General features: G+C 41.1%; 14 protein-coding genes and 1 pseudogene. 5 read left to right on the forward strand and 10 right to left on the reverse strand.

The genetic code is table 11. The features are described from left to right. Positions 1-109 precede the first annotated feature (109 nt). Positions 110-3646: a non-ribosomal peptide synthetase gene (locus tag V7K36_RS26935; RefSeq protein WP_335120739.1), complete on the reverse strand. Its 3537-nt coding sequence runs from the start codon at positions 3644-3646 to the stop codon at positions 110-112. Positions 3647-4094: 448 nt separating this feature from the next. Between V7K36_RS26935 and V7K36_RS26940 the strand changes: the two genes are divergently transcribed. Further along, positions 4095-4274: a hypothetical protein gene (locus tag V7K36_RS26940; RefSeq protein WP_335120740.1), complete on the forward strand. Its 180-nt coding sequence runs from the start codon at positions 4095-4097 to the stop codon at positions 4272-4274. 56 nt (positions 4275-4330) lie between these two features. Beyond that, positions 4331-4483: pseudogene (locus tag V7K36_RS26945) on the forward strand (transposase); the annotation flags it as partial. Positions 4484-4544: 61 nt separating this feature from the next. Here V7K36_RS26945 and V7K36_RS26950 read toward each other — a convergent pair. Continuing rightward, positions 4545-5672, reverse strand: a complete 1128-nt coding sequence (locus V7K36_RS26950) for a tetratricopeptide repeat protein (protein ID WP_335120741.1) — start codon at positions 5670-5672, stop codon at positions 4545-4547. A gap of 98 nt (positions 5673-5770) precedes the next feature. After that, positions 5771-6400 (reverse strand): sigma-70 family RNA polymerase sigma factor, encoded by a 630-nt coding sequence (locus tag V7K36_RS26955; RefSeq protein ID WP_334830287.1) that lies wholly within the window; start codon positions 6398-6400, stop codon positions 5771-5773. Between the two features lie 196 nt (positions 6401-6596). On the opposite strand from V7K36_RS26955, the gene V7K36_RS26960 reads away from it, so the two are divergent. Then, positions 6597-7193 (forward strand): glyoxalase-like domain protein, encoded by a 597-nt coding sequence (locus V7K36_RS26960; RefSeq protein ID WP_335120742.1) that lies wholly within the window; start codon positions 6597-6599, stop codon positions 7191-7193. Between the two features lie 166 nt (positions 7194-7359). Here the strand turns inward: V7K36_RS26960 and V7K36_RS26965 are convergent, their stop codons facing one another. The 5 genes from V7K36_RS26965 to V7K36_RS26985 all read right to left on the reverse strand — a co-directional run bounded on the left by V7K36_RS26965 (position 7360) and on the right by V7K36_RS26985 (position 13305). Beyond that, positions 7360-9006: an iron uptake porin gene (locus V7K36_RS26965; RefSeq protein WP_335120743.1), complete on the reverse strand. Its 1647-nt coding sequence runs from the start codon at positions 9004-9006 to the stop codon at positions 7360-7362. A 132-nt stretch (positions 9007-9138) separates the two neighbouring features. Continuing rightward, on the reverse strand, positions 9139-9762 hold the full coding sequence (locus tag V7K36_RS26970; protein ID WP_335120744.1) for a Crp/Fnr family transcriptional regulator: 624 nt from the start codon (positions 9760-9762) through the stop codon (positions 9139-9141). A 720-nt stretch (positions 9763-10482) separates the two neighbouring features. After that, positions 10483-11151 carry a phosphate signaling complex protein PhoU gene (phoU, locus tag V7K36_RS26975; RefSeq protein WP_335120745.1) on the reverse strand — a complete coding sequence of 223 codons (669 nt, stop codon included), beginning with the start codon at positions 11149-11151 and terminating at the stop codon, positions 10483-10485. Positions 11152-11179: 28 nt separating this feature from the next. Then, positions 11180-12499: a sensor histidine kinase gene (locus V7K36_RS26980; protein ID WP_335120746.1), complete on the reverse strand. Its 1320-nt coding sequence runs from the start codon at positions 12497-12499 to the stop codon at positions 11180-11182. Between the two features lie 53 nt (positions 12500-12552). Next, positions 12553-13305, reverse strand: coding sequence for a response regulator transcription factor (locus V7K36_RS26985; RefSeq protein WP_335120748.1), 753 nt, complete (start codon positions 13303-13305; stop codon positions 12553-12555). 307 nt (positions 13306-13612) lie between these two features. On the opposite strand from V7K36_RS26985, the gene V7K36_RS26990 reads away from it, so the two are divergent. Continuing rightward, a complete protein-coding gene (locus V7K36_RS26990) occupies positions 13613-14596 on the forward strand; it encodes a hypothetical protein (RefSeq protein ID WP_335120749.1) in 984 nt (327 codons plus the stop codon). Positions 14597-14649: 53 nt separating this feature from the next. Then, the gene (locus tag V7K36_RS26995; protein WP_335120750.1) at positions 14650-15729 is read left to right on the forward strand and encodes a hypothetical protein; all 1080 of its coding nucleotides are present in this window, start codon (positions 14650-14652) and stop codon (positions 15727-15729) included. A gap of 653 nt (positions 15730-16382) precedes the next feature. On the opposite strand, the gene V7K36_RS27000 is transcribed toward V7K36_RS26995, so the two are convergent. Together V7K36_RS27000 and V7K36_RS27005 are read right to left on the reverse strand one after the other, a co-directional pair. Next, on the reverse strand, positions 16383-21797 hold the full coding sequence (locus tag V7K36_RS27000) for a trifunctional serine/threonine-protein kinase/ATP-binding protein/sensor histidine kinase (protein WP_335120751.1): 5415 nt from the start codon (positions 21795-21797) through the stop codon (positions 16383-16385). Positions 21798-22374: 577 nt separating this feature from the next. Next, complete coding sequence (locus tag V7K36_RS27005) at positions 22375-23025, reverse strand: Uma2 family endonuclease (RefSeq protein ID WP_335120752.1); 651 nt, start codon at positions 23023-23025, stop codon at positions 22375-22377. Between the last annotated feature and the right edge of the window lie 148 nt (positions 23026-23173).

Raw genomic sequence — 23173 nt, forward strand, 5'->3', positions numbered from 1 at the left:
AGAGATAAACCGCCCACAACTAAAGTTCCTTTTCTTATAGCTAAAGTACGTTTTAACGCACTGTAACCTTTTCTAGTCGTCTTGAGAGGAATGAGTGCTATGGGTTTTTTCACGCCGACTTACTTATACAAGCTTTCATTTTTTCGGACACAGATCCTACATGGGGTTCTTTAAAAATGGAATTATGAGTTCCAGAAATATCATAGATATCCACTCCCCCTAATGCAAATTCACCCCAACCCATTTTGGGAGCAGCCTCTTGTTGTCCAACTACAAGACTATCTTCTGTTCGGAATCCGGTTACTCGACCTGAGTAAACTTGTAGGACATATTTTCTTAGCGCTTGTCTGGTGGCCTCTTCCACCATGAATTTCCGGTAGGAGTAAGCTAAGGGGCGTCCCAGGCTCAGGTGAAGCTGAAAGACAAATCGCCAGAGTATCTCTTTGATCTTATACTTAAGCAGATCTCTATTTCCTTTTACCTGCTCAATAACATAGTTAGATGCAATTGCTAAAAGACTCTTCCAATGGCGAGAGGCTGGTTTTTGCAATGGCAAAGATTCGCTTTTTCTTAACCTGTAGGTATCAAATAAAACTAGCAAAGCTACTTTCTTACCTTGCATGACCAATTGCCGAGCCATCTCATAAGCAATTATACCTCCAGCAGAGTATCCGCCGATAAAATAAGGCTCATGGGGCTGAATAGCTTGGATTTGTTGAATGTAGTGCGCTGCCATGTCTTCAATCCGGGTATAAGGGAGCTGTTTTCCATCTAACCCTTGTGGTTGTAGTCCATAAAATGGTTGATCTGATCCTAAATGCAATGCCAATTCACGGAAACGTAGAACTTCTCCACCCAAACCATGTACACAGAAGAAAGGAGGCTTAGAACCGTTAGGTTGAATAGCTACCAAAGATGACCAAGGAATTAATGTTTCAGACTTGACATCAGCTGTTGATGTTGCCGCAATCCCAAATTTTGAGCATCTTTCTCGCTCAACAATATTAGCTAATTGCTCAATAGTTGGGGCTTGCAAGAGGATAGATAGAGGTAGATTTTTGCCAACTATCTTTTCAATCTGAGAAAACAGACGGACTGCCAGCAGTGAGTGTCCACCCAAATCAAAAAAGTTGTCTGTTATTCCAATCGGATGAATTCCTAAAATATTTTCCCAGATTTCTGTTAACTGAAGTTGCAATGAATCTTCTGCTGTGGCAAAGGTTTTTTCTGTTTCAGTATTAGTTAAATTAGCTATAGGTAAAGCTTTCCGATTTACTTTGCCATTAGTGTTAAGTGGCAAAGTATCCAGTATGACAAAGGCCGAGGGAACCATGTAACTCGGTAGCTTCATCTGCAAGAAATTACGCAGTTGTGCGATCGCAATTATCTGCTCTGAATTAGGAACTACATAACCAACTAAGCGTTTTTCTCCGGGAACAACTTCTGGCGCTATGACTACAGCTTGCTGTACCCCAGGATATTGGGCTAGGGCTAACTCCACTTCGCCCAGTTCGATGCGGAAACCGCGAATTTTCACCTGGTCATCAATCCGTTGCAGATACTCAAGGTTCCCATCGGTGCGATAGCGAGCTAAATCGCCTGTTCTGTAGAGTCGAGCATTCGGCTCTTGGCTAAATGGGTTAGAGATAAATCTTTCTTTAGTAAGTTCAGGTCGATTCAGATAACCCAGTGTTATACCAGCACCGCCGATATACATTTCACCAGGAACTCCTACAGGCACTGGCTGCAAAGAGCCATCCAACAGATAAATTTGAGTATTGGCAATGGGCTGACCAATTAGAGGAATTCCATCTTCTGGAATCGAATAGCAAGTAGACCAAACTGTTGTTTCGGTAGGGCCGTACATATTCCAGACACTCTGGGCACGATTCACCAATTCCTTGGCTAAAGCTGGTGACAAAGCTTCCCCGCCACAAAGAATCTTTAGATGTTGGGAACCTTGCCATCCAGCAGCTAGCAGCAGTTGCCAGGTTGCAGGAGTAGCCTGCATGACTGTTGCTTTGGAATGGTTGAGAGCTGTGAGCAGTTTCTCTCCATCTGTAGCGACTTCACGGCTGACTATAAAAGTAGTTGCCCCCACAATTAACGGCAAGAATATTTCCAGAACAGCAATATCAAAAGAGAGTGTGGTGACGGATAGCAGAATATCTTGCTGAATTAAGCCTGGTTGCTCACGCATACTTGCTAGGAGGTTAACAACGGTTCGGTGAGGAACTTTTACTCCTTTAGGTATTCCTGTAGAGCCGGAAGTATAAATTACATAGGCGAGGTTTTCAGGTGTTGTGTCTTTGCCACAGACTAGGTTTTCTTCATCCTCCTGAACAATAAACTGAGAATCAGTATCAAGTTCTACTAACTTAGCGATATGTTTGGGCAAAAACTCTACAAGCCGTTGTTGAGTTAATAATACCTTCACTTGCGAGTCTTCCAGCATAAATGCCATACGCGCTTGTGGATGGTTTGGATCTAGTGGCAGATAAGCTGCACCAGCTTTGAGAATGCCTAATACCCCCACTACCATTTCTAAAGAACGGTCTAGACAAATGCCTATTAGCTCGTTAGTTTTAACTCCCAACGAGCGCAGATAATGAGCTAATTGATTGGCACGACTATTGAGTTCACGGTAGGTAAGTTGTTCGTTTTGAAATACTACTGCTACCGCATCGGGTGTACTTTCTACCTGTGCCTCAAATAGTTGATGAATACACGCTTGCCGGGGATAGTCAGTTTGAGTATTGTTCAACTCTATAAGTAACTGCTGCCGTTCCCCTGGCGTTAATAGCGGTAATTCCGAGATGCGTTGCTCTGGGTTAGCAAGAATACCTGCAAGCATTGTTTCAAAATGTCCAAGCATCCGCGCGATCGCGGCTTCATCGAATAGGTCAGTATTGTATTCTAAAGAAGCTCTGAATCCTTTGCCTGTATCCCGCATCACCAGGGTTAAATCCAATTTTGCCGTGCTGCTATGGGTGTATCCAAAGGTGGGGGCAATTTTCAAACTTGGTAGTTCTCGCTCTGCTCCCTTTGTCCAAGGGGGGTTCATAGCGAACATCACCTGAAACAGTGGTGAATGAGTGCGATCGCGTTCTGGCTTGAGTTCTTCCACCAGTTTTTCAAAAGGTAAATCCTGATGCTCATAAGCACCTAAGGCAACCTGACGTACTTGATTGAGTATTTCCCGAAAACTGGGATTGCCGGAAAGGTCAGTCCGCATTACCAAGGTATTGACAAATAAACCCATTAATCCTTCGGTTTCTACCTGGTTGCGACCGGCAATTGGGGAGCCAACAAGAATATCCTCTTGTCCTGTATAGCGGTGGAGCAATACCTTGAAGGCTGCTAATAAAGTCATGAACAGTGTTACCCCTGATTGCTGACTCAAAGCCTTGAGGTCATCAGTCAACGCCTGCGGTAGCATCTGGCGACAGATTTTGCCTGAGTAAGTTTGAACAGGTGTCCGTGGGCGATCGCTGGGCAGTTGTAGTATAGGTATGTTGCCACTTAACTGCTGCTTCCAATAATCAAGCTGAGATTCGAGGACTGCACCTTGCAGCCACTGACGCTGCCAATCATTTGCCAGTAATGTGTTTTTATTTTGAACTAATGAATCAGTTATGGATTTCATATTTAATTTCCGTAAAAAATATATTTTTTTTGCAAAACTTGTGGTTCCTAAGTAGTACTGCATTTTTAACTCAACCAATTTAGGATTAGAGATGCAGTTAATATCACTACTTAAATATACAAAATAAGAATAATCACTGAGAGATAAACATTAAAGGTTATTCCAAAATTCACATGATAGATACTTTTGTATATTAACGATATAGATTTTTGGATAAACCAGTGGAACCCTTGAACCACACCAAGGGCAGGGTTGTACATGCCCCGACGACCGCGCCATAAATAATAGTCTCTGTGAAGGGAGGTCAGCATACGCTAAACCAGGTGGGCAGGAGCCGAACTGCTACGTTGGCGAAAATTCCTCTAGGGAGAAATGGTACTACTCGCCTCAAACCAGTCACGTAGATCCACGTCCCGGAAGATAAGCTCAAAGCTGGCAGCAGGGCAAGATGCGTGTCTCGATTTTAATGGCACTTTTTGAGATGCCAACAGATGGCGATCGCTTAAAAAATTCCCGTCAACGGGAAAACCAATACAGCATTGTTACGCGTGAAATAGGCAGGCGCACAGAAACTCATCCAAAAGTGCGGCAGGGTAAGAGGGTGTTTGAAAAGTCGGGTATGTTGTAAAAAAGCCCTCTCAGTATACGCTGTGAATAGATAATAAACAGCACTGAGAGAGTGACATGAGTAAAGCTTACCCCAGTAACCTGACCCACAGACAATATGAATTTCTTAGGGACTTGATTCCAGAAGCGAAACCAGGTGGTCGCAAGCGCTCTGTCGATATGTGGGAAGTTCTGAATGCGATTTTCTATATTCTTGTGGAAGGAGTGAGATCAGGCTAGATGAGAATGAAATAGCCCTGAAATTATAGTCGGGGCAATTCATGAATTGCCCCTACTTTTGCCGCAGCATTTTACTTAGTCGATCCAGCAATTGCACTTCTTGTTTGCTGTCTTCTAATGTCCGCGCCAGCATAATCGCCCTTTCGTAAAAATTGCGGGCAGTTAAGTAATTACCTTGCTGCTCGTATAATTGAGCGTAAGACTTAAAAGATTTTAATTCTTCTGGCAAACTTTGCAACTCTTGAGCGAGTGTTAAACGTTGCTCTAGTAAATCAAAAGCCCGTTCGTAGCGTCCTACAGCACTGTGAGCAATAACTAAACCGTCAATTGCCCGTAATTCATTAGTGCGATCGCGGTTAGTTTTAGCTGTCTGCATTGCTAAACCATAAGTGGCAATGGTATCCTGATAATTTCTAGATGCTAAATAAGCATCACCTAAATTATTTAGGGTATTTGCTTCACCGATGGCATCGCCAGTCTGACGGCGGAAAATTAAAGCATTTTCATCCAATTTAATTGCTCTGTCATAATCTCCCAACCTAGCTGCTACTAGACCCAAATTACTCAAAGATAATCCTTCACCTTCAATGTTTTTGACATTGTGAGCAATTGTGAGTGCATCTTCAACTGTTTTACCAGCAGCAGCCGATTCGCCTTGTTGCAGCAGAAATGTACCGATATTATTCAGCACAAAAATCTGAGATTGGAAGTCTTGAGTATCACGAGCGATCGCTAATCCTCGCCGTAAAGAATCTTCCACCTCTTTAAAATTACCTAGCTGGACATAAGCCTTAGCAAGCAAATTGTAAGTCTGACCTTGTGCTTTCAGGTCGCCAATTGAGTGATATAGTTTTAGTGCCCGTAAGCAAGACGTAATTGTTTTATCGGCAGATCCGGAAGCGTATTGTTGTTGACCAATACCCAGCAAGCTGTCTGCTTCATCTCTTGATTGTCGCCCAACGGAACTATTTAAAGGGCGATGGAGTTGTTGCGTAATATCAACCGCACCCGCCGCGATCGGATTCAGCAAAAAAGTAACCAGTAAAATACTGTGTAAAAGTATCTGGGGACGAGAAATCGCCCGCCAGTTACTACAACTCTCTTGACTAGAGCAACGCACTGGCTTACCTACACAAATTAAGCCTAGCTTTTGCCTGGGAAATATAAGCCGTTGTTTCATAAAAATTACCCGTAAAGTTGCGGGTTTAAGCAGAAGGTCTAAGAAGAAGTTGTAATTTTTTAAATTTAAGACAATCAATATACGCGTTTATACTTAAGTTATGATTGACTTAAATATTCCCCAAAGTATATGGCGCGAATATCTGTGGGTAATTTCTCTTCTAACATACGATAGCCTTCCTGGAGAGAATTGGCTACTTCATTTGGAGCGATCGCTTCTCCTTCGGCTTGCAGATAGGCAGCGATTCTAGTTTCGCTCCAGTGGAAAGTTTGAGCCATTAACACCATTAATCGCAAAACTGGCGGTAATTGGTCTAACGCCTGTTCTACATAGCACCATAGTGGGGGTGAAGTCGCTTGGAGAGAATAATGAATTGCTTCTGTGGGTGGTAGTTTAATCTCGTTAATACAGAAAGCTGTCATATTAATTAACCAATTTTGCATGGTTAAGGCTTGCTCATCTGATTCAGAGTCGGTTAAATGTAGTCCACCGAGTTCGTAGTAAATATGTCGCCAGGTGAGGGCAAACAGATAATCTGCCTGCACAGGCGATCGCGCCGAATGCCGAATTAAGGTATAGACTATGGGACTATAGCGGCAAAAAATCACCGTAAAATACTTCCCTGCATCTGGATAACGCTGAAATAGAGTCAATAGTTCATCGTCACTGTGATGAAACAGCGACTTCACCAGGGGGTGATTAGCTTCAGGAAAATGAGGAATTTGCACAAGTCTTTGAGTTGATAGTTGTTAAAATAGTTTTGGGAATTGAACTCCGGTAGTTAATCGCATAATATCTTGGTGTTACCCAGTTTGTAGCCCAGACTCAGACTACTTGAGTATTGATAAACTAGAAACAAGGACTTAATTTTAGTCTTAATCGACAATCATAAAATCGGCTCACTTATAGAATCCTTATTTGTTCATGGTTATAGCGGTTAGTGTGATATCGTTCCTGCTCAGTCCCCTTACTTTAGGCTCCTTTCTGCCTTCTCTGCCTTTAGATAGTCTGTTCTCCACCCAAGGCATTATGGTAATGCTGCTAGCAGCTTACGGTGGTGCGATGTGGATGTTCCTCACCAGTGCCCCAAAAGTACACACTGTAATGGTGTCAGATTTGGAGATTGCCCGACAGTTGTATGAAGGGCTGCTAGATTTGCCAGCAGCTGAGGTGCCATTGCACTACTACTACAACTACGAACAAACTATCGGCGCAACTGCCATTGATCCACTATATATGTCTACAGGGCCCAGCTTGTCTAATAAAATGCTGAATAATGCCAATGATGGGCTGTGGTATCAATTAAAGAAAAATACCCAGCTACACATCATTACTGGCGCAAGTTTAGGTAGCAAAAATCAGCAGCGCCACGTTTGTTTTGACCACGACTGCCTGGAAATGATTTTAATGCGAGTCGAAATGCGCGGTTTGAAATTCAAGATTCGTAACCAGAAGCCCCTAAATTTTTTGGTCAAGGACTATGAAGGGCGCGTTATTGAACTGGCTGAAGTAGCGAATTAGTCATTAGATTTGAAAAATCTAAACAAAACCCCACCTTTAAGTGGGGTTTTGTTTATCTAATTCTGAGTTTTACAGCAGATTTCAAGGAAAGTGAAGTCCGAAAGCAAGGTATAAACCCTGTTCTACTTCTGAATTCCGAATTATGCTGTATATTTCATCACCCATTTTAAAAGGTGAAGGTAGTACGTAGAGTGCCTACATATTCAGTGTCGTTGTTATCGTTGTGTTCTGGATTGAAGATTACCAGCAAGCCAGGGGTCACTTGAATATTATCGGAAAGCTTGAACTTGTAAAGGCCCTCTAAGTGATAAGAGGTATTGTCGTCTAAGTTAACATTGGCGGCGACTGTTTTAATGCTGCCACCTGTGACTCTGGGTGGTTGACCAAAGATAAGACCTAAGACGTTACCTTCTCCACCAAAGTCTTTCAAAGCAAGTGATCCAGCCCAGTACCAAATATCTGCGTCTGCACCGGCATTAGCACCAGTTATAGCATCGGCAGTTGTATAACCTCCCCAACCACTAATAGCCAACTTAGAGCCAAGTTGGAAGGTAGCTTCTACACCGTAGTTGTTGGATTCGGTACGACTGTTATTCCCAAAGGGATTGTTAACAAAACCACTACCTGTATTTTGTAAAAGGTTGTTGTTAGCACCATTAGTTTGATAAGTGCGGGCGTATGTTAGACCAATATTAAGAGCTTTGCTGGGTTGGAAGGATAACTGACCGAAGATAGCGTTATCACCATCCAACAGCCCATTATTAAGGCTAGGGTCGTTAGCAGTTCTAGCTATATAAGCACCGCTCAAGCTTATAGCGCCTTTAGGATTGAAGGTAACAGTTATACCAGAGCCACCTTGACCTTGACGATATATGGGGCTGAAACGCCCATAGCGGGAGAGCGCACCTCTACCAGAGCTTGCAAAGTCAGGGTTGAAGTTATTGACATTTTCGTATAATTCAGCACCAGTAGCGTCAATTTTTACGCGTACTGCATCAGAGAAGTTGAAAGCATAGTTGATTTTGTCGATGACAACAGAGTTGCCAGTGCCAGTAACACCGTCATAGGCCAAGCGGGTCATGTTAGTACCGCTCACACCAGTATTAGAAACGATGTTGCCAGCATTCAGACGAATTTGCAACTGGTCTTTACCAGTGAAACTGCTGTATAAGTTCAAACGAACACGGTCAGAAAAAGTGGTATTAGAATCCAAGTTTTGATTTGAATTACCAGCAGCAACTGCCCTATTTCCACCAAAAACATCAGATACACTGAAAACTGCTTCCCCAACCAACTTGGTGGTAGTAGAGAACTGATTAGCTTCCAACTCGGAAGTGCGGGCTTCTAGTCCATCGACACGACCACGCAGGGTTGCTAGTTCCGCAGAAAATTCTTCTTGTAAGCGCTGTAAAGTAGCCAGGTCTTGTTTACTGACCAAATCGGTTGTAGCTGTAGCAATCAGTTCGTTAACCCGGTTTAAACAGGCATTCAAACCTGCGGCAAATTCATAACGGGTCAAAGCACGGTTTCCACGATAGGTACCGTTGGGATAACCTGCAATACAGCCGTAGCGCTCAACCAGGGATTGTAAAGCTTGGAATGCCCAATCTGTGGGCTGGACATCAGAAAATTGCGAAACTGATGTTACCTGACTCATGTTATTTGAATCTTGAGAATCAGATAACTGAGCAACATTAGCAACATTTGTTACTGGTTCGTTTACTTCCGCAGCTAAGGCGCTATTCGCCACGAAAAATGCAGAAGCTACAACAACCGGACTAACCTTAATCAGATTCCAGAATCGTTTTGTCATGTTTTTACTCTCACTCACACCTAGATAATCCAGTCTTGATAAAAGTCTTATAGCACTCTACTTTCGGGGATTCTACACACAATCACAGCGACGATTATACATTATATTTTGTGATTATTACAAGCAAGTCAGTTAGCATACTGCTGAACTATAATTCTCAATATTTGCTAAGGGCAAAATAATGCGGCGTTTGTGGCGTAAAACCGTTCCTTCTTCCTCCAACTGTTGTAGGAGCCGGGTAACTGTTACTCGTGTGGTATTTAAGACTTCAGCAATATCTTGATGGGTAACATTTAGATCAATTAGCTTGCCCTTATCTACATCACGTCCAAATTTTTCACTTAACCAGACTAAAAACTGCCATAAGCGTAGCGAAATTGGTTTTCGATGCACAATGCTTAGTAGATCCTCTGCCTGTTGAATATGAGACAACAAAGCATTAATATTTTGATGCCACAAATGAGGTGGCACAATGCTTACTTCCACGCCTGTGAGACATTCAATCTGGTAGGGCTTGACCCTAGACAAAGGATAGCCAATCAGATCGCCCAGTCCCCAATAACCGAGAGTGATGAATGTTCCGTCTTCACTCCACGTTAAGGTACGAACTGCACCGCGATCAATCCGCCAAAGCACGTCATTTTGAAGTGGAATTACTTCCCTACGGGTAAATATCTGCTGGGGTAATTGTCCGCTTAAAGCAGAGCTATTTGACACGGCAGAAGAGTTTGAAGTCGGACTTGTGGAATACATCATTAACCGTAACTACATAATTATCAGGGAATCTCGCTATTTACAATGATTAAGAAACTCTAATAATTTGTATCAAATTTTACCTATATGTCTGAAGGTGTATTGTTCTCAATCAGAGTTAGAGACTAACTCAAAATCTTTTCAAAGAGACAACTTCTGGTTTGAGGTTTCTATCAGTGAGATAGAGTGGAATTTTTCAGTTGTTTATCCGTTACTTTAATTGTGCAAGTTTAAGAAGAGGTAAGCTTTTAGTAAAATATTTAGTTAACTTATTTTTACAGCTATTTGCAGGTAAATAGACCACGCGGTAGGGGCACAGCATTGCTGTGCCCTGACGACAGATGGGGTTCAAATACTTGAATTCTGCTGTAATTATTTGGTATTTTCTGAAGACTAATATCATGTCTGGGTAATTAGTTTTGATCCCATAGTCATTGTACCCCACCCCTTAATCCCCTCCCCGCTCTTCGGGAGGGGAGACAAAACGCAGCTTTGTCGGGGTGGGGTTCTTCGGGTTTAATAAGTAATCAAGCGGACATGATATAACTACAAGATTTGATCAAATCGTAGCGAATCAATTTTAAAAAGTCAGCGCTGTTGGAGCGTTTAACTTTCAACCCTCAATTTGCCACGGTTTTACGCAAAGCTGTACTAAGTCGCTTGAGTCGTCAGCATTTGTTTGTAGAGGTAGTGGCTTTAGGCTGTGGACTAATCAACCGTCAATTAAGAGCGTTGACCGGTGACAATATATGCTACCCTTTGACCGATATTAGTGGCGTGATCTGCCATGCGTTCCAGGCAACGAATTGCCAGTGCTAGCAGTATAATTGGCTCGACGACACCAGGCACATCCCGTTGTTGGGCTAAAGTCTGATAAACGTGATCGTAAGCATCGTCTACAGTATCATCTAGGTGCTTTAAACGACGCCCACCGGCTTCATCGAAATCTCCCAAAGCCTTCAAGCTAGTTGCTAGCATCGCCTGCGCATGAAGGGACATAGCTTCAATGTCTGGCAAACACGTATGAGGCGGATAAGGAAAAATTTTAACCGCAATCTCAGCTAAATCTTCAGCGTAATCGCCAATGCGCTCTAAGTCTCGCACCAACTGCATAAAGGCACTTAAACAGCGCAAATCTTGAGCCGTAGGCGCTTGCAGCGTCATAATCGCCGTACAGTCTGATTCTATTTGTCTATAAAAGCGATCAATCTTTTTATCTAATCGGGGAAGTTCCCCAGCTGCTGTTAAGTTACGAGCAAATAACGCTTGGTGACTGAGGCGAAATGATTGTTCTACCAAAGCACCCATGCGTAATACATCACGTTCTAAGCGCCTAATGGCGCGTGCGAGTTGGGGTCTTTGAGGATTGGGACTATAATCGACAGCTTTCACACTTGTTGTCTCAAAGGTGAAGATATTACTAACTATAGTCTTGGCTTAAGGAGTTTGCCATAACTTCATGAAATTGAAGTTGCATCCACGCACCGCCAGTTTCTGGATGGTTCATGGCTTTGATGGAACCACCGTGAGCGATCAGAATTTGCTCAACGATCGCTAAACCTAACCCATTTCCAACGATCGCCCCTATAGAGTTATCATCTTGGGGGGAATGCGATCGCGCTTTATCTCCTCGATAAAATCGCTCAAAAACGTGGGGTAAATCTGCCTCAGAAAATCCAACTCCAGAATCAATAAGATTTATTTCGAGAATTGGGGAAGCAGGATCATTATCCTTCGTTGATAAGATTTTTGCTTGAATCTGAATATTTGTATAAGGAGGACTGTACTTAATGCTATTGTCTAGCAAGTTGAGAAAAACCTGGTAAATCCGGGCTTTATCTGCCTTAATCCAAAGATTTTCTGGGCCCGAATAAGAAAAAGACAGATGTTGGCGCTGTGCTAAGGGTTCTAGTGTTTCCCAAACAGATGCAATCAGCGATCGCAATTCTACAGCTTTGGCTTGCAATTGCATATTTGGGTTTGCTTCCATTTGGGTAAGTTCTAACCAGCTTTGCACCAAGTTAATCAGTCGGTCAACTTCTTGCATTAGGCGGTTAACCCAGCGATTTAAAGGTGGTTCCAAGCGGTTTTGTAACGTTTCCACAACCAAGCGAATCGAAGTCAAGGGCGTTCTGAGTTCGTGTGCTAGATCAGAAAAAGAGCGATCGCGTATTTGATTTATATCTAATAGGGGTTGACGATTTTCTAAAAAGACTCCCACTTGTCCATTGGGTAAAGGCAAGCTAGATGCCCGCAAAGCCAGAGATTTTATTGTTGGCATCTCTGCGGCATCCTCACAAGATCGATGAAATACCCATTCTCCCATCTGCGGTTTTTGGGAATCACGAGTTTGCTCAATTAAATGGTCAAGTTCGTAAGACCGTACCAACTCTAGTAACAAACGTACCTGTTCTGGTTGCCAACTTTGCAGATACAAAATTTCCTGCGCCTGTCGATTACACCATAGCAGCTGATTTTCCTCATCCACCTGCAAATATCCTACTGGTGCAAAATTTAGCAGGTCTTGGTAAGTTTGCAACAACTGCTGCAAATCTTGCTCGTGCTGTTTCACCATCGCTATTTCCTGCCGCAATCTAGGAATCAGCAGCAGTCGCATCTTGTAAAAATGCGAGGTTAATGGTCGGCGTAAATGCCCCAGGTAGCGGTGAAGTTGAACCTGTTGCCAAACCCAAAACCCAATGCCTACCGCTAAACCCAGAAAAAATCCCAATAAGTGCATTTGAGTTGTTAGTTTTTTGGTAACTATTAAAAACTAACAACTATCCAAACTAATTATCCAAACCTATAGCCAAAACCTCTTACAGTCACAATATATTCGGGATGACTAGGGTCTTGCTCTAATTTTTCGCGCAACCACCGAATGTGAACGTCTACGGTTTTACTATCGCCGACAAAATCTGGTCCCCAAACCTGATCGAGCAATTGTTCCCGTGACCATACCCTACGGGCATAACTCATAAAGAGTTCCAGCAGACGGAACTCTTTGGGGGAAAGACTCACCTCTTGACCACGAACCAGCACGCGACATTCCTGGGGATTCAAGGTGACATCCTTGAATTTTAATACTGGTACTTGTGGTAAATTACTTAAGCGTTGGCGGCGCAGTAAAGCGCGACAACGAGCTACTAACTCCCGCATACTAAAGGGTTTGGTCAGGTAGTCATCTGCTCCCACTTCTAAACCGAGAACGCGGTCAGTTTCACTACCCTTAGCACTGAGCATTAAAATCGGTATTGGGTTTCCTTGATGACGCAACAAACGGCAAATATCTAGCCCATTGATTTGAGGCAGCATCAAATCAAGAATGATCAGATCAAAAGAAAGTTCCCCTGAATTGGTTTCAAAATTTTTGAGATACTCTAGAGCAGACCGCCCATCGGGTACAGTTATCACCCCATAACCTTCTTCTTCCAAGGCTACAACTAGCATTTCCTGGATTAATTCTTCATCTTCTACTACTAAAATACGGCTGGTTTGTCCAATGTCCGTTCTGGCAGAATATTTGGTCGATTCACTGGTATACATTGATATCACAAAAGTCGGGGACTGTGCTTGTATCAATTAGCATGATTGAATCTATTATCTAGCTTTACTGCAACCGCGCTTCTATTAAAGTTAATTCTTTTAGATTTTATTTACAAAAAGTAATATATACCCAGAAAGACACTTGTGTAGAAAAATAGTACCCCAACTAAGTGTCAGATGTGGAATATTTCAGTATTTCCACTGGGCTAAAAATGTTGATTTAAAGGCTACCCTGATATCTGCATAGGGTAGTTCTTGGTATGGCTTGCTACCCAATAAATGATTGCCTATTGAAGGGAGTTAGAAGATGACTATAGTTGGAGCCAAGGACAGCAAACAACAACTAATGCAAGCATTTCAACAAATTATTATCCAAAGAAAAAAGCTGGAATCTAAAATAGCAACCAAACAAGAGGAAGCAGAAAAGGCAAAAAGTCAAGAAATTCTGCAAGCAGCTTCTACATATACAGTTGATAGTATTGTCAAAGGTTTAGCTGATTTACAATTGGAGTTTGGCAGTATTTTTAACGCCTTCTCTGAAAAACTAGCTGAGGAAAATTCCAAATTAGATGAATTGAACCGAGCTATAGAAATTGAAACTCAACGCCTACAAGAGTTTCAACAAATCAGAGATGTAGCGGAAACTTTAGACCTTTTAAGTCAAGAACACCAAGAAAAATTAAAAACCTTAGAACAAGATACTGTCAGTAAAAGGGAAGGACTAGAGAAAGAAATTACAATCAGGCGGAAAGAATGGCAAAAAGAGCAAGCAGAATATGAGGAAGAACTCCAAGCATATAACGATTTATTAGCTAAAGATCGCCAACAAGAACAAGAAGAATCTCAGTATAAGTTAGAAACTAATCGTAAACTTAATACAGATAGTTACGAAGCGATAAAACGCCAACAACAAAGGGAAATACTAGAAAATTATCAAAATAAACAGAAAGATTGGACAGAACGAGAAAAGATATTCGCTGAACGTCAACCACTCTTTGCGGACTATCTACAAAAAGTAGCTACCTTTCCTAACGAACTGGAAGAAGCCGTTAATAAAGCTAGGGAAGAGGCAATTAAAGAAACAAGCCAAAAAGCTAAAATTGAGGCTGATTTATTTGATAAAGAGTGGGAAGCTAATAAACAGAGTTATGAACTAAAAATTCAATCTCTGGAAGAAACAATTAAGAAACAATCTGAGCAAATAGAAGGTATTTCTGCTCAATTGCAAACTGCATTAAAACAATCACAAGATTTAGTGATCAGAGCTTTTGGTAGTTCTAATCCTAAATAGTTATGGATTTGTAGGATATTAATCATTTTTAATTCCTGAAGAGGAGATTTATTGTGGTGGGAAAAAAACCGACTGATAAGAATACTAAAGTAGAAATTCTTCAGGCGTATGAGGAGTTAGCTCAGGAAAAAGCAACGCTGAAATTGCAACTCGATGAAATTGGCAAAGAAAACCAGTCTGGAACTAAAGAACAGCCTAAATTAGAACAGAGAATAGCTATAAATCAGCTTTATAGTGTCCAAGAAAAGATAAGCAATACAATTGAAAGCTTGGAGAAAATTCAATTAGATTTTGGCAGTTATACTAATGAATTGTCGGAACAGCTAACCACAAAAGCTTCTAAATTAGAAGAAATTAGGCGAACTTTAGAAGAAGAAATCCAACAATTAACACAGTTGCACAATTTGGAAATTTCTGATCATGTCTTGGATACTGTCATCCAAGCCTATGAAGATAATACTAAAGCTTATCAGGAAGAATATAGCCAGCGTTCTGAAGTTTTATTCCAAGAAATACTAGAGCAAAGGAATACTTGGGGAAAAGAACAGGAGGAACAGCAACGGGCGATCAAAAAACGGAATGAAAACTTAAATAAAACTCGACAACGTAATGCTTCAGAGTATAAATATAATTTAGAACTCCAGCGACAACTAGAAACTGACGAATATGAACAAGAGCAGAAAGCACTATATAAGCAACTAGAAGAATTATTACAAGAAACAGAAAAACAGTGGGCTGAACGAGAGAAAGCAATTTCTGAGAGAGAGAAACAATTTGAAGAATTAAAAGCCAAGGTAGAGGCTTTTCCGAAAGACGAGGAAGCAGTTATAAAAAAAGCTACAGAAGGAGGCAAAGGCATCGCCGACTACCAAGCTAAAGTAAAATCAGATTTATATTCTAAAGAAGTGGAAGGGCAAAAGCGTTTCTATGAACAAAGACTACAATCTCTAGAACAAACTATTACTAATCAAGAGATGCGGATTAAAAATCTTTCTAAGCAACTTGAATCTGCTCTCAAACAAGTTCAGGATTTGGCAGTTAAAGCTATTGAAGGTAATTCAAATGTTAATTCGTATCAGGTAATCAAAGAAATAGCTTTAGAACAGGCAAAAACTCAAGTGAAAAATAAATAAGCTGATTTATTTTTGATGATAATTGTAGAGACTTAATTTAATTTAAGTCTCTACAAGGGACTATAAACCAATACGCTTAGGTTAAGGATATTTGTAGTGAAACCCAACAAATCACGAAAAATGTTGAGTTTCGTTCCTCAAACGCCACTTGCAACTCCTGCGGACAGAGGCGCAAGCGACAAGTCGGGAAACCGTAAGGGCGCAGTGGCTTCCCAACCTACGCTAGTTTTGGTTTTTGCCTTTAACCCAAGCGTATTGAACTATAAAGCTTTTTATTCAGTTTTATTTGGTTTTTTGATATCTGTGGGAGGTTGTAGTTTCTTCTTCTTTGTTGCTTTAGCCTGGGTTTGATTAAATGCTTGGTTAGAATTTTGTTCTTGAGTAGACATAATACTAAACTAAATTTTGAACTTCTCCTACAATTTAATCTACATTACGGGTATTGTCGATTACAGAAACATATCGCCGAAAATTTCATTTGAAACAAAAAAAGTTTGGTAGATAATGTTACCCCTGTAGAAAGCTTCACTTTTAACAGAATAAAGACAAATCTTAATATATGAGTCAGCCATCGCTAGGTAGATTTACATAATTGGTACTAAGATACTCGTCTACTTTACAGTTTTGTACTCTTAAAATCGGAGTAGTAGCCATTAAGATACTGGAATCTCAATGACAAATTCTGTTCCTTCGCCAAGCACAGAATTGCAACTCAACCGCCCATTGTGGGTTTCCTCGACGATTTGACGAGCGATCGCTAATCCTAATCCTGTTCCTTTCCCCACCTCTTTAGTTGTAAACAGGTGGTCAAAGATCCGTGCTTTAATCTCCTCTGGCATCCCCTGACCGTTATCTTTGATGCGAATTGCTACCGTGTGTTGGTCACTGGATACTTCGGTGTGAATCAGTATTTGCTGATGATCGGCTTGCACTTGGGCAAAAGAATGCCCCTGAATGGATATATCGAAGGCATCAATTGCATTAGCGAGGATGTTCATAAATACTTGATTGAGCTGTCCTAAAAAGCACTCAACAGGCGGTAATTTTCCATATTCGGTGATGACTTTGATCGCTGGACGTTTTTCGTCAGCTTTCAGGCGATACTTCAAAATCAACAGCGTACTCTCAATTCCTTCATGGAGGTTACAAGCAACTTTTTCGGCTGTATCGGCTCTGGAGAAGGTGCGAAGACTGGTACTAATGTCTCTAATCCGTTTTGAAGCCACCTTCATCGAACTTACTAGCTTTGGGAAGTCTTCAACCAGGAATTCTAGGTCAATTTTTTCGCCATGCTCAATAACTGCGATTGCAGGAGTGGGATAATGTTGTTGGTAGGATTGGATATGAGCGAGTAAGTCTTGAGTATACTCTTCGGCATTGTTGAGACTGCCTTCGAGAAATCCAATGGGATTATTAATTTCATGTGCCACCCCAGCAACCAAATTGCCCAAGGTTGCCATTTTTTCATTTTGCACCATTTGTAATTGGGCTTGCTCAAGTTCTTGCAGCGATCGCTCTAACTCTTGTCCATAATTTTGAGATTCTTGATAAAGACGGGCATTTTCTAGAGAGATGGCGGCTTGGGTGCATAGCAGTTGGATAACTTCAGTGTGATCGCGAGTAAATGCACCAATTGTTAGCGGATTTTCTAGATATACCAGCCCGATGAGTTTACCCTGATTTAACATCGGCGTACACAAGACACTCTTGGGTTGTTGGTGGATGAAATAAGGATCGGCGATAAAATTAGTTTGTGCTGTTACATCATCGAACACAACAGTTTTTAAGCTGCGTTTGACAGAGTTTACCAGTGTAATCGGAATAGCTTCGCTGGTTGACAATGGTACAGATACCAGAGTGACTCCTTCATTCATGGTGGCTAAGGCTTTAACTACTAAGTTCCCCTGTTGGAGTACAAGCAAGGCAGCTTTTTGTGCCCCAGTATTTTCCATCACCACTTGCAAAAGGATAGTGAGTAATTGCTCTAATTGGATCTCACTGGAGAGAGCTTGTGAGGCTTTAAAGATGGTGGCAAAATCGATAGATTCAGAAATACTGCTGTTAGAAAGGTTTGTATGGATGGTTTGATGTGGGAATGATGATCTATCGACAGTTGAATTTAGTTGAAAGCGATTAAGTGGCTGTTGTAAGATGGGAGCCAGGAGTTGAGGATAGCGTTTTTCTAAGTCCTCGGTTTTGGCTTTAGCGCCCCAACGGGCATAGCAATAATAAGCTTCCTGCATATAAACTTGAGCAATTTTTTCTTTGCCCCAGTCGAGGTAAAACTTAGCAGCTAGTTCATTGCTCAAGGCTTCTTCTTGGATGTATTCGTTTTCTTTAGCTAGAGAAATAGCGCGATCGTACAATTCCATTGCTTTGTTTTTTTGCAGCAAAATCCGATGCCATTCTGCTTCGACTAAATAAAATTTGTGTTGATGATTCATTGGGGCATGATGCGCCCATTTTTTCAGCTTTTTCTGATGGGATGTTACTTTTTTAAGAATCTGTTTTTGTTTGATAGCCGTTGCTGTTGGATAGAGAATTAATTGGGTTAGCGCCTGATAAAAATAAACTATTGGTACAACTGCTGCCGATGTTACCCCATCTAAATAGGTTATTGCATTAATTGCTGCCTCAGATGCTCCGGTATAATTTTTAAACAGGTAGCAAAGTATCAGTTCATTGGCATAGCTAAAGCACAATCCAGTGCGATCGCCTGCTTGCTCTTGCAATGGGCGAATAGTTTGTGCATCATAAACAGCACCTGATAAGTAACTGGGATTAGTAGACTCTCCTAACAAATTCAAGATGGCTTGACGAAATGAATTAGTATACATCAGAGGTTTTTCTTGTCTGAAATTGCTGTAGACTTCAGCGTAATCACCCATCTGTTTTTCTAACTCCGCCAATTCCTGCCCGATAAAGTATCCATGAAAACTACGGACATAGCTAGCCCAAGCAGCATATTCAATATCTCCTGTTTCTAACCCCACTTGATAGGCTTCGGTTAACGGTGCAATTGTGTCCTGAAGGGGTTCATGCCAGTGATTAATAAATGTTTGAACAATGAAGACGGTTCTAGCTTTGAATTCCTTACTATGGAATTTTTCGATAACTTGTAATGCTAATTGACCAAATTCATAACCTGCCTGAATATTTCCCAGCATCCCACACTCAATCAATCCATACCAAGCATAGCCAAATGCCGATGCTGCCGCATTGCCGTACTGCATCGATAGATTGACTTCGCTCAAGATTATTTGTGGCAGTAAATCTGGACGGCCAATATAAGCCGTTGAATTCGTACTAGCTAGAATTCGGATTGCTGCCAGATGTTTGTCCCCTGTCATGTCAGGTAAATCAATCAAAGTTAAAGGAGATTTACCTAAAAGTCGTAATTTTGTTTGGGCTAAACTGAGGAATGTTTGCGTTTTATTTGCTTCATGAGATAGTTTTATACCTAAGAGATTTAGCAGTGCGATCGCAGTCCGAATCGAATCATCAAAACGACTCTGAGCTAAATAAGATTGAATTTGGATTTCAATCGATTTCACCTGATCTAGTAAGACATTAGCATGGTGTTGGACTTGCTTAACAAACTCTTCTACCTGGTCAAATTGACCCATAAAATATGCTGCCGAAGCAGCTTCTTCATACAAGGCTAATGTGAGTGAATATTGTTGTTGCCAGCTATCTATTGTCAATAGCTGAATCCCGCAACTAATATATTCCATTGTATTAGTATAAGCAGTGGATTGTTTGGCTTTTTGCCCAGCTAGCAAATTTAACTGTGCTAATTTATCTCGGTCAGACTGCCGAGTGATTAGCTTTACACCAATATTCAACTGATTAACAATCTCAAAAATTCTCTCTTCCTGCTTTTTAATCGGTATTTTGCTTAATAATAGTTGTCCAATTTGCAGATGGATGGATTGCTTTTTTGACTCTGGGATTAACGCATAAGCCGCTTGTTGAACGCGATCGTGTAAAAATTTATAGTTTACAGTTAGCGAACTTTGTACTAAATCCTGTGTTTCCCGCCCGACATAGAATTTGTAAACTTCACTTTGTGGCAGGATTAATCCCTCTTGTAATGCTTTCCAGAGGTATGTTGCTGTTTCGGTTTCGGAATTTTCTGAAACAATTGCCAATGTTGCCAAATCAAATTGATTACCAATACAAGCCGCTAATTTCAAAACATCCTGCGTTGGTTCTGGCAATTTTCGCAACCGTAACACCATAAAATCAACCACATCATCTGTCAAGGCTAACACCTTCAACTGGGCAATATCACACTGCCAAGTTTCGCTATCTAAATCAAATTTAATTAGTTGATCTTGATGCAGTGCTTTGAAAAATTGCGTACTGAAAAATGGATTACCCTTGGTTTTCTGATAAACTAATTGTGTGAGTTTTTCTGTAGTTTCTAGTGAACAATTTAGGGTATCAGCAACCAGTTGATTTAAACTGGGTTCACTCAGTGGAGATAATGTAATTTTGTTAATGGTAGAATTGGCTTTGGCAATTTCATCTAATGTCAACATCAATGGATGGGCAGCAGAAACTTCATTATCTCGATAAGCTCCAATTAAAAGTAAAGCTCCACTTCCTAACTCGTTCATCAGCAACTGCATCAATTTGAGTGATGTAGAATCGGACCACTGCAAATCATCAAGGAAAATTACTAATGGATGTTCTTTTGTGGTGAATACCTGAATGAACTTTTGAAAGAGTAAATTAAAGCGATTCTGTGCTGCACTGGGTGAAAGTTCGGTTGCAGGTGGTTGTTGACCAATAATTTGTTCTAGTTCGGGAATTACCTCAAGAATGACTTGCCCCTGATCGCCCAGCACTTGTAAAATTTTATTTTTCCAAGTTGACAATTGGGCATCACTTTCACTCAGCAATTGCCCCATTAAGTCTCGAAACGCCTGGACAAAAGCAAAGAAGGGAATATTACGATTAAATTGGTCAAATTTGCCTTTGATGAAGTAGCCTCTCTGGCGGACAATGGGTTTGTGAACCTCGTTGACTAAGGCAGTTTTACCAATACCAGAAAAACCAGCCACCAGCATGAGTTCCGTCTGATTGTTGGTAACGCGGTCAAATGCTTTTAGCAGAGTTTCAACTTCATGCTCACGACCATAGAGTTTTTCTGGGATAATAAAGCGATCGCACACATCCCGTTGAGCAATTAGGAAACTTGCAATCTTACCCATTTCCTTGAGTTGAGCCAAACAATTTTCTAAATCATATTTCAGCCCGAATGCACTCTGATAGCGGTCTTCGGCATTTTTTGCCATCAGTTTGCTGACAAGAGATGAGAGTACAGGCGCAATTTGCAGATTAATCTCGTGTACTAAAGGCGGAAGTTTGGCAATATGACAATGTACCAACTCCATCGGATCTTGCGATTTAAATGGTAATTGCCCTGTTAGTAACTCGTAAAAAGTTACACCAAGTGAATAAAAATCAGTCCGGTAATCAATTCCCCGATTCATCCGTCCAGTTTGCTCTGGAGATAAATAGCCGAGTGTCCCTTCTAGTACATTAGGACTCATCAAGATTTGAGTTTCGCGTGGCAGCAGAGATGCAATACTAAAGTCAATTAACTTAACTTCTTTAGTTTCTGGATTAATTAAAACATTGGCGGGTTTAATATCTTTGTGAATGATCCGATTACGAATTAGAATATCTAATGCATTACATAGAGCGATCGCTATTTGTAAAAACTCAATCAGAGCTTCTGGTGTTCCCCCCATCCCCCCATTCTCTCCTCTCCCTTCCCACTGGTTGAGGGAAATTCCCCCAAAGTCCTCCATGACTAACGCATAGCCATTCTGATAGGGTTCCAGGCTATAGGTTTGGATGATTCCAGGTAGATTCAGATTTTTGGCGATGGTGAACTGGTTGCGAAACTGTACCAATTCACTGAAGCTGGGATAAGCAGTTTTCATCAGCTTAATCACCACAGATTTTTGGTCAGTTTCTCGATTAGCGCCATAAACTAAGGTTCTCGAACCGTTGTATAGTTCTTTGCTAACGTGATATCCGGGAATACTAACCATACGGTTTAATCCTTGAGACGCCAGTACTTAGTGTTCCCAAAAATAGGGCAGGATTTACGCTATAGATTAAGACATTGCACCCAGATGTGAACAATGGTTTAGAAATTAGGTATCGGACAAAACTCGCTTCTTAGTTTTCCTAGTAACAGAAATATCTTGGCGGCGGCTCTGAAAATGTTGCTAGGTAACGCTTTCAATTAACTATACGTAAAAATTATGAACATCCAACTTAAAGCGGAATACGAGCAATTTATTCAAACCAAAATTGCTATCATGCCAGTTTCTGCTATTCAAGTATTCGGTTTTGCGTGGTAGCATCTGGAGAATAGGGGATTAGCAACTAATTTTTATAAATTTTATAATGTTTCAATTTTGTATTTCTTTTCATTAATAAAATCGTCAATATTCTTCAACAGATTCTCTAAATATTGAACTATTTTTTCTTTATTATCTACTATCTGTTCCCAATAAATCTGGTTTTAAACATCAGAAAAAGAAACATTTCCATGAGCTAAATTACATCTCACTCTGACAACTAAATCCAAAATATCATCTATTTCTTTCTTAGGAACTGATATTATTTAGCTAATACTTCACGCGCCCACTGCCTAAATGCTCGTCGTGCTGTACTAGATCCTTCTGTCAAGCTGAATTGCAAAAACTGCAATATTCCCTCAATCACAGGTAAATTCCCAAATGTGGGGCTAGTTTCCACTTCAACGTATTCTGCTTGATTTAAGACAAATATTTGCAACTTGCCATCTCCGTAACACCAAAGTTCAGGTACACCCAACGCCACATAAGCACTAAGCTGGGTCTTTGAGGTAACATCGATTTCAATTGCTAAATCTGGTGGTGGATCAATTGACAAATCTAATCGTCGCTTGCCGATCATTTGGCGAGCATTTTGGATATAAAAACAGGTATCCGGTTCTACACCTGCTGCCATTTGCGATCGCTTAAATGTTGTCGAACCGTAAGGTTCCCAGTCAAGTTCTAACTCATCAAGTAGGATTTTAACCATGTCGCCGATTAATTCTTTATCAACTTCATGTTCTGGTGAAGGCGTCCGAATCTCTAACACCCGTTGATAGTAAGCAACTCGTGCAGCGCGATGTTCTCCAAGTTCCTCTAGAATTGCTTCAAACTCTGCCCAACTGATCTCGCGCAATATCAAGCATTGCCCTGGTTGAACGTCTATCTGGCGCAGTTGCAGTGTAACAACCATTTCATCCTCCGTACTGTTTAAAACAAATAGCGAAACTGCTTAAGAGAGCCACCCCCAATATGGTTCGGTTAAGGTTATTTGATTAAAATAATATGATCCTAAAGACGCGATAAATCGCTGTCAGGACGAAGGACTGATTATTGTAAAG

This window comes from Nostoc sp., assembly GCF_036919555.1.
In the GTDB taxonomy this organism is placed as follows: Bacteria; Cyanobacteriota; Cyanobacteriia; order Cyanobacteriales; family Nostocaceae; genus Nostoc.

Coding starts and splice junctions, on each gene's coding strand:
- V7K36_RS26980 (WP_335120746.1), bottom strand. CDS start 12,499: ATGCACTTATTGGGATTTTTTCTGGGTTTAGCGGTAGGCATTGGGTTT.
- V7K36_RS26985 (WP_335120748.1), bottom strand. CDS start 13,305: ATGTATACCAGTGAATCGACCAAATATTCTGCCAGAACGGACATTGGA.
- V7K36_RS26965 (WP_335120743.1), bottom strand. CDS start 9,006: ATGACAAAACGATTCTGGAATCTGATTAAGGTTAGTCCGGTTGTTGTA.
- V7K36_RS26950 (WP_335120741.1), bottom strand. CDS start 5,672: ATGAAACAACGGCTTATATTTCCCAGGCAAAAGCTAGGCTTAATTTGT.
- V7K36_RS26935 (WP_335120739.1), bottom strand. CDS start 3,646: ATGAAATCCATAACTGATTCATTAGTTCAAAATAAAAACACATTACTG.
- V7K36_RS26970 (WP_335120744.1), bottom strand. CDS start 9,762: ATGATGTATTCCACAAGTCCGACTTCAAACTCTTCTGCCGTGTCAAAT.
- V7K36_RS26940 (WP_335120740.1), top strand. CDS start 4,095: ATGCGTGTCTCGATTTTAATGGCACTTTTTGAGATGCCAACAGATGGC.
- V7K36_RS27005 (WP_335120752.1), bottom strand. CDS start 23,025: ATGGTTGTTACACTGCAACTGCGCCAGATAGACGTTCAACCAGGGCAA.
- V7K36_RS26960 (WP_335120742.1), top strand. CDS start 6,597: ATGGTTATAGCGGTTAGTGTGATATCGTTCCTGCTCAGTCCCCTTACT.
- V7K36_RS26990 (WP_335120749.1), top strand. CDS start 13,613: ATGACTATAGTTGGAGCCAAGGACAGCAAACAACAACTAATGCAAGCA.
- V7K36_RS27000 (WP_335120751.1), bottom strand. CDS start 21,797: ATGGTTAGTATTCCCGGATATCACGTTAGCAAAGAACTATACAACGGT.